At 68.9% G+C, this 7917-nt stretch carries 4 protein-coding genes; 3 read left to right on the top strand and 1 reads right to left on the bottom strand.

The window, feature by feature from the left end; genetic code table 11:
• The first annotated feature begins 452 nt into the window (after window positions 1-452).
• Window positions 453-1520, top strand: coding sequence for an IS110 family transposase (locus ACFC02_RS40490; RefSeq protein WP_376367698.1), 1068 nt, complete (start codon window positions 453-455; stop codon window positions 1518-1520).
• A gap of 126 nt (window positions 1521-1646) precedes the next feature.
• Here the strand turns inward: ACFC02_RS40490 and ACFC02_RS40485 are convergent, their stop codons facing one another.
• Window positions 1647-4367: a hypothetical protein gene (locus ACFC02_RS40485; RefSeq protein ID WP_376367696.1), complete on the bottom strand. Its 2721-nt coding sequence runs from the start codon at window positions 4365-4367 to the stop codon at window positions 1647-1649.
• Between the two features lie 895 nt (window positions 4368-5262).
• On the opposite strand from ACFC02_RS40485, the gene ACFC02_RS40480 reads away from it, so the two are divergent.
• Together ACFC02_RS40480 and ACFC02_RS40475 are read left to right on the top strand one after the other, a co-directional pair.
• On the top strand, window positions 5263-6411 hold the full coding sequence (locus tag ACFC02_RS40480; protein ID WP_376367694.1) for a ParA family protein: 1149 nt from the start codon (window positions 5263-5265) through the stop codon (window positions 6409-6411).
• A complete protein-coding gene (locus tag ACFC02_RS40475; protein ID WP_376367692.1) occupies window positions 6411-7517 on the top strand; it encodes a hypothetical protein in 1107 nt (368 codons plus the stop codon). The genes ACFC02_RS40480 and ACFC02_RS40475 overlap by 1 nt, the downstream gene beginning before the upstream one ends.
• The last annotated feature ends 400 nt before the right edge of the window (window positions 7518-7917 follow it).

Raw genomic sequence — 7917 nt, 5'->3', positions numbered from 1 at the left:
CCGCGAGCTGTCCGGCATTGCGCCGGACCGGGTGGCGGCCGGACCTCTGATCAGCGTCTCCGACGGCACCTCCCGGGCCCGGTGACACCACCCCCCAGGTCATCCGTTCGACAGGGGGACACAGTCATGCCGGGCCCGGAGGCCAGCGGCCCTCTTGCAGGACCGCGAAGAACATAACTGTGAGAGTTCTTCTGCGGCCCGGGATGGGTTGCTGCCAGGCTCGGCGCTCGTGATCCGGCATGACTCGCAAAATAACTGGCGTCCCCTCAGGGACTGCCGTTCCCCCGAGATGTCTGCCGGACGCGGGCGCCGGCCTGGCCCACCCGTTGGCTTGATCAGCAGCTTGTCCGCCGCCTCACGGCGTGACTCATCACAGTTCCGCCACGTGGTGACTCCACCCAGGGCCGACGCCGACCACGGCCGTTCGACCAGAGGAGAACAACCGCGTGACCATGCTCGCAGAACATGTCGACGGCGTCATCGGCGTCGACACTCACCGGGACACCCTCGCCGCAGCCGCCGTCAGCCCCATCGGCGCCGTCCTGGACACCACCGACGCACCCGCCCACGGCCGCGGCTACCAGCGCCTTCTCGACTTCGCGCGCTTGAAGGTGCCTGGCCGGCGCTGCTGGGCGCTCGAAGGAACGGGCAGCTTCGGCGCCGGCCTCGCTGCCTTCCTCGAAGACGCCGGTGAACGCGTCGTCGAGGTCTGCCGCCCCAAGCGCCCTCCGGTCCGCGGCGGACGCAAGACGGACATGCTCGACGCCATCCGCGCAGCCCGCGAGGCCCTGGCCACCGAGCACCTCATCCAGCCCCGCAAGCGCGGAGAACGCGAGGCCAGGCGCGTGCTGCTGGCCACCCGGCAGGGCGCCGTGCACGCCTCCACCGCGGCCATCAACCAACTCAAGGCCCTGATCATCTCGGCACCGGACGACCTGCGCACCGAGCTGCGCCGCCTCAGCCGATCACAGCAGGTCACGCGGTGTGCCGGTCTCCGCGACCGGCCCGCGCTGTCCGCCGAACGCCGCATGACCATCCGCGCCCTGCGTTCCACCGCCCAGCGCATTCGGCACCTCCAGGCCGAGGCCCGCGAGCTGGAGAGCGAGCTCCTTCAGCTGGTCCGCCAACAGGCTCCCGAGCTCTTGGCGTTGCTCGGTGTCGGCCCGATCACTGCAGCTCAGATCCTGGTCAGCTGGTCGCATCGGGGCCGATTTCGCTCCGAAGCCGCCTTCGCCTCCTTCGCCGGTGTCGCGCCGATCCCGGCCTCGTCAGGCCTGACCAACAAGCACCGACTCAATCGGGGCGGCGACCGCCAGCTGAACCGAGCGATGCACACGATCACCCTGATCAGGATGCGACTGGACCCCGCCACGAAGACCTACGTCGCCCGCCGCACCGGCGAGGGCAAGAGCCCTCGCGACGCGCAGCGATGCCTCAAGCGGAACATCTGCCGCCAGATCTTCAAACTCCTCGAACGAGGGGATCAGCCGACCCCGGAAGAGCTTGCTCAAGCGGCTTGACACGACATAGCAGCCTCGTGGACACCACCACCGGCTGGAGCTTCGGCCCGTCGGGGGATGACGGCAGCGGCACCAAGGCCGCGCAGTGAGGCCGGGCGAGGCCTGCGCGGGGAGCGGGCAGCGAGCTCATGCCGCGGTCACCGCCTCCCGCGCCAGGGCGGACCCGGTGTGCTCGGCGCCGTCCTCGGAAAGGTTCGTGCCGGCGAGCTCGGCACAGCGGCGCGGCCAGTCGGTCGCCGCCGCGCGCACCGGCTGCTCGCCCCGCACGATGCTCAACTGCCGGGCCCGTTCGGCGAACAGGTACTCCACCGCCCGCTCCAGGGCCTCGTCCGCGCATCGCTCGGCGGCCTCCTGGGCCATCGCCCGGCTCGGGAACCGGTGCGCCGTGCGCATCTTGGCGTCGTACGCCAAGTCCGCCTCCGTCTGGGCCCGCTCCGAGCGCATCAACTGCCCCTTCAGGCTCTCGCGCCGCCGGTCGCGGAGCTTCTCAGCTGTCTCCCACGCCGCGAACAGCAACTCGACAGGGGCGAGGCCCTGCGCGCGCAACCGGTCCAGGTCCTGCTCCAGCAGCGCCCGGGTGTCCTGCTTGCACCGCGCCGTCGTCTCTGCGACGGCGGCCGCGTCGCCGAGGTCGGCCCGGGCCATGACCGCGAGGTCGACCGCCTCGGCCACCAGCCGCTCCACCGCACGGCGTTGGGTGCACGACATGCACCGGCCGGCCGCGTCCGGGAGCCCGCAGTCCGTGCACGGCGCCGCCAGGCGCTCCTGCTCGGCCGCCGCGTACTCGGCGCGGCGTTCCTCGATGACCCGGGCGCGGGCCTCCTTTTGGGCCAGCGTCTTCTCCCGCCGCACAGCCTGTTCCGCAGCCTCCAACACCACCGCGGCGTTCAGCCGCTTCTCGATCTCGGCCTGCAGCACCTGCGGATGCGCGCCAGCCAGCTCCCGAGACGTCTTCGCCGTGATGCGGGTGCGCAGTTCGCGCCGGTCACCGATCAGCACCTGGCAGCTGGGGCAGTCCGCGCCGGTGTCCATCCGCCGGCCCTCGTCGCACAGCTGCGACCAGCACCACGCCCGCTGGAGCAGGCCCCGGCCCAGGATCCAGCCGACCGGGTCGGTCACCGGCTGGCCCATCTGCTGATCGAACCGCCGCTCCAGACGCTCGGCGAGGACCTGCTCGGCATCCTGTGGCCCGAGGATCCCGCGCACGACATCGAGCTGGACCCGCACCGCCGCAGCCACATGCCGTCGGGCAGCCGGACGGACGATCCGCTCCCACACCAAGCGCACCGGAGCCAGCACCGACTCCAAGCCCGGCGGCAGCGCCGCGGGCCGCACGAACACCGGCGCTCCCAACTGCCGCGCGGCGCCCTTCACCGCGCCAGGTGCGGCCGACCGCCCCGACTCACCGGCGAGATCCTGTTGCTGTTCCCCGCGCAGCGGGCCACCCAGCCCCCACTCGGCGGCACCGTCGCGCTCCTCGGCCAGCCCATGCCCGTCCTCGCGGGCGTACGCGTCTTCCGGCAGACCACCGCACCCCCAAGCGGCTTCGCCGGAAAACCCGACACCGAGCGAGAGAGAACCACCGAGAGAGACCACCTGCGGGTGGTCGGCGTGGAGGGGTGCACCAGCAGGGCGCTCCACCACACCAGTCTCCACCCCCGCCGAAGCGGCCTCTTCCCCGCTGGCTACCGGGCTGTCGCACAGCGGACCGGCCCCAAGATCCCCAAGTGCAGCAGCGGGGCGCTGGGCCTCCTCGGGCTCGACATCGTCGAACGACTCCTGGCGCCAGCCCTCCCCCGACAGCACCAACACCTCACCCGAGGGCGCCTCGTCCTCGCCGTCCGCCGAGGCGCACGCGCACGAGCAACGCCCCTCCGGCTCCTCGCCGCCGTCCCCGACCACCACCTTCGGCTCCCAGCCGCGCCCGAACGCCGACGCGATCGCCGGAACCACCAGCCGCGCCTTGCCAAACTGGCCGTCCTCCGTCGTCCCGCGCACCACCTCGACCAGCCGCAGACGCTCCAGCCGGTCGATGACCTTCCCACCCCCGTCGACCGAACAGCCCAGCGCCTTCGCGACCGTGGCGTCCGCGCGCCCCCGGCCCTCCTTCACCGAACCGCCCACCAACCGCACCCGCCCGTCCGGACGGGTCTGCAACGCAAGAAGCAGCAGCGCCAGCCGGTCCGTCGCCGCTCCCCTCCCCCGCCGCGCCGCCAGCAGCCCCGGCGGCGTCACCGGACCGTCCTTCGGCGCCCAACCCGGCGCGAACAACGCCTCGCAGAACCGCAACAGCGTCGCCAGGTCCTTGCGGGCCAGAGCCAGCGGGTGCATCGGATCACCGCTCTCCCGCGCCGCGAGCAGCGGAAGCAGCTTCCACTCCAGCCCCGCCACCCGGCCGGACTCCTCCGTCCACGGGCCCGTCTCCACCACACAGGCCTCGCGCATCGCGGGTAGCACCGTGTGCTTGACGTACGACTCGGACGCCCCGAGCCATCGCCCCATCTCCCCCGCCCGCAACCGCAACACGGCACTGCGCGCCTTCGCCTTCGCCTTCGCCTTCGCCAGCAGCACTACAGCCGCCAGACGCACCGCATCAGACGCACCCTCAAGAGACCGGTCCGCCAGGAGACACCGCACCGCGGCGTACAGCCGGGCACGCATCACCCGGTTCAGCACCAGCGGATCGCCCGGCCCCGACTCCGGAACCGGACCCGCCAACTCAACAACCTCGCCCCCGCGCGCGCCGCGCCACCGGGACGTACCAGAACGCTTGGAACGAGCCGCCCGATCAGCCGTCTTCGGCATGACTGAACCAGCCCTCGTACGGACAGCGATGATCTGCTCCATAATCGAGGTGGGAAGGGGACACCGGCACCGCGGCCCGTCTGGCTAGGGAAAGCACGAGAGACGGACCCGGCGACGCCGGAACTCAGCTGGCTACCTGGCTGTCCAAAACCCCCTCCACGCGGTGCGAACGGCCCGGGATCGGCAGTCCCGGGCTCTTCGCGTTCTGGGCCCCCCGCGGGGCCTGACCTGTGGATAAGGTCCGGAGGATGGCGGCCGTCCCGACACGCGGGGAGACAGACCCGCCGACTCGATCGGCGTGGGGGCCGATGTTGTGGTGCGACTGCGCCCACGGGCGGTCATGCCCGGCCCCCTTCCTCTCGTCGTCCGGAATTCCGTGTGACCTGATGTGGAGTCAGTCGCGGTCCGGATATCCGTGATGTGCAAGTCCGTAAAGCAGGAGCTGTATTGGCTCCCGTCGCGCTTTCTGAAATTCCCCTAGGGAAGCTGCCCATCAGAGATATCCAGTAGCCGAGCGGTCACCCTACACCCTGCCTGACCTGCGGCGCTGACCCTTCCTGGATCGGCGTGGCGTCCCGCCGAGCCGATTCAAGGGGTACGCAGAAAATGCGGCAGGACTAATTCACAGCGCCTGGAAAGTTGCGAATAGAGTTGCGGCGAGCGTCTCATTTTTCGCGGCATTGGAAGAGTTCTGGCGCTGCTTTCTCGCGATGCACGAGCACTCGCCATGGAGTTTTTCGGGCGACCGAGCGCGAGGAGACCTCGGCGCACGGGGCAGCGGGCTGTGGATGTACCCACGTCGCCCGAGCGGTTCATATGGTGGTGAAGGTGCGCAAGGGGTCAAGGTCCCCAGAATCACCCAAACTGCCTAACCGCATCTGGTTATTTGGACCCTGCCTCCCCTACCCGCCCTGGTGTCTCTGGTAATTTGCACTCCATGAGTACCACAGAAACCAACGCTCGACGCGAAAAACTGCTCGTCAGCCTCACCCCTGAGATGAGGCGAGACCTCCGCATCCGTGCCGCTCAGGTGGGAGTTGACATCCAGGACGCGGCCGCCCACGCCCTCGCGCTCTGGTACGACACCCCGGACGTGGCGACGGTCCCCACCAAGGGAGCCAAGTCCTGGGGGGTCTTCCTGCCGGCAGGCGGCCCCCTGCGCTTCGAAGCAGAGTGCGAAGCTCGCGGCCTGACCAAGGTTCAGGGGATGGCCCAAGCCGTCGACAACTGGCTCAAGGTGCACCCCTCCCCCAGAGAGACGCTCGTCAGCCAGCCGGTCAAGAGGATCCTGGTCGCCCTACAGAAAGGCGGCGTGGGCAAGTCCTTCCTCGCTGCCGGCCTCGCTCAAGCGTTTGCGGAGATGGGCCTCCGCGTCCTTCTCATCGACTACGACCCGCAGGGCCACATGACGAGGCGATTGGGCGTGCAGCCCCTCGCCGTGGACAACGACAACTCGCTCCTGCGGCACATGCTGGGTCAGGCTCGCAAGCACATCGCTCGCATCTTGGTCGAGATCAAGGGCGATCGATTCGGGGGACGGCTGCATCTTCTCCCCGCGTGCACGGACGCCTTCCTCTTCGACGCCGTCATGAGCTCCGTGCGTCACGGTCGTGAAGAGTCGTTGCAGCGTGCCCTCGAGCCCATCGAGGACGACTACGACGTCGTGGTGATCGACGGACCTCCGAGCCTTGGTCTGGCAATGGACATCGCCATGCACTACGTCCACCGCCGCGAGGGAGAGCTCACCGAGCGCTCCGGCATCGTCATGCCTGTGTGGGCCGACACCCCGAGCTTCGAGGCGTACGACCTGTTCAACGGTCAGCGCAAGGACCTGATGAGCGGCACCCGGGTCGAGATCGACGAGCTGGGCTTCGTCATCAACCACTTCGACACCCGTCGCGGAGCGTCGCCGCAGAGGAAGAAGGAGGAATGGGAGGAGCGTGCTGCACCAGGGGTCCTCGCTGTGTTCAACGACCTCAAGGAACAGCGCGAGGCCACGGACGAGCACGTTCCCCTCTTCGAGTACGCCCCTCACTGTGAACTCACGGACGGCCTCCGTAGCCTGGCCAAGGAGCTGGCAGCCTGATGGCGACCTCCAGTAAGAAGGATCGGGTTCCGAGGTACGTGTCGCAGGAGCCTGAGACGACGGGGCCGTCTCGGAACGCGCTGCTCAACCGGTACGGCCTCGGAGGTGAGGACTCCGGTGAGAGCGAGCGCGAGCGCAGGCTCCGCGAGTGGGAGGAGCAGCAGGAGAAGAAGCTGAAGGAGGACTCGGGTCCGGTCGACTCGGGGCCAGCGGAATCGGGGCCGAGCGTCTCAGGCTCGGGGGAGCTGAACCCAGCAGACTCAGGGCGTCTTCCCGAGAGCTCTTCCCCGTCTCAGGACCCCGCACCGACTGGTGATGACGACAGCTCGACGGAATTCGCTGTCACCCACCCGCCTGCTCACGCCGATGAGCATGGGTACGTGACGATGCCCCGGTTCTCGGCACCTACGTCGCAGGACAAGAAGGAGCGCCTGCAGCACTACCTTCGCGGCATCGGCGAAGTCGAATACGCAGCGAAGTCGAACGAGCAGCGTGTTCAGCAGCAGCGACTGCTGGTTCTCGGTGAATACATCATCGCTATGAAGGAGGAGCGCGCCTGGGAGGCCGGGGGCTACACGACCCTGGGGCAGCTGCTGTTCGAGTCGTTCGGCATCCGTAAGGACTACGCGAACAAGGTCGAGCGCGCTGTGCCCGTAGTGAGGGCGCTCGAGTCGGTCACCACCATGGACCTCAAAGAGCGACAGCTTCGCGTTCTCGTCCCGGTGCAGCGCGATCACGGCGATGAGGCGGTGCGCAAGGTCTGGGAGGAGGCAAGTCGGCGGGGCAAGCTCACGGAGAAGTCCCTGCAAGCCGCCGCCAAGTTCCTGGGCTTCGGCCTCCCGGAGGCCGCGCCGGCCCAGGTGGTGAAGTCCTCTCCGAACGAGCCGACCTCCTCATCCACTCCCAGTGGCGACCCTGCCGGCGACGCGCGGCCCGCAGGTGGGGGAGCGGCATCGGAGAGCGGAACTCTGCCCGTCGCTGATGTCCTTCGGCGAATCCGAGAGGTCCGGTCAACTGACGAGGAGCAGGCCAAGGTGATGCTGAAGGAGCTGATGTCGGCTGTCGAGGAGCTACGGGCCGAGATGGGTATCGACGCTGACGCCTAGCTGGGCGGGTGCTCCGCCAGCGCAAAGGTCAGAATGACATTAAGCGGATACCGCGGTATCCGCTTAATGTCAGAATGACGAGAAGCGAGATCAGCCGTGTCGATGACACTAGGGGGTGTCAGCGGCCCAGACCGGCGCTCACCGAGATTGCCGAGGATCACGGGGTGCGGTGGTTCCCGGAGCGCCTCTCGGTTCGGCCGACAGGTTCGCCCCTTCCGAGACGCCGGCTCGCCGGATGAGCGCCTATCCTGCGCCAGGGATTTCGCCAGCCGAATAGGCGTCGAGGCGGCCGTCGCGTGCCCCGACTCTAGTGTCCCGAGTCTTGGGAGGACTGCATATCTAGGATTTGGGGTTCGGTAGGCGGTTCAGGTAGCCGGCGAGGCGTTCGAGGATCTCGTCG

Origin of the sequence: Streptomyces sp. NPDC056160, assembly GCF_042268205.1 — a bacterium.
In the GTDB taxonomy this organism is placed as follows: domain Bacteria; phylum Actinomycetota; class Actinomycetes; order Streptomycetales; family Streptomycetaceae; genus Streptomyces.
Note: the sequence above shows the minus strand (reverse complement) of the source record. Positions and strands in the feature narration are given on the sequence as shown.

Excerpts from the sequence above, each read along its gene's own strand:
- ACFC02_RS40490 (WP_376367698.1), top strand. The coding sequence starts at position 453 with ATGCTCGCAGAACATGTCGACGGCGTCATCGGCGTCGACACTCACCGG.
- ACFC02_RS40485 (WP_376367696.1), bottom strand. The coding sequence starts at position 4,367 with ATGGAGCAGATCATCGCTGTCCGTACGAGGGCTGGTTCAGTCATGCCG.
- ACFC02_RS40480 (WP_376367694.1), top strand. The coding sequence starts at position 5,263 with ATGAGTACCACAGAAACCAACGCTCGACGCGAAAAACTGCTCGTCAGC.
- ACFC02_RS40475 (WP_376367692.1), top strand. The coding sequence starts at position 6,411 with ATGGCGACCTCCAGTAAGAAGGATCGGGTTCCGAGGTACGTGTCGCAG.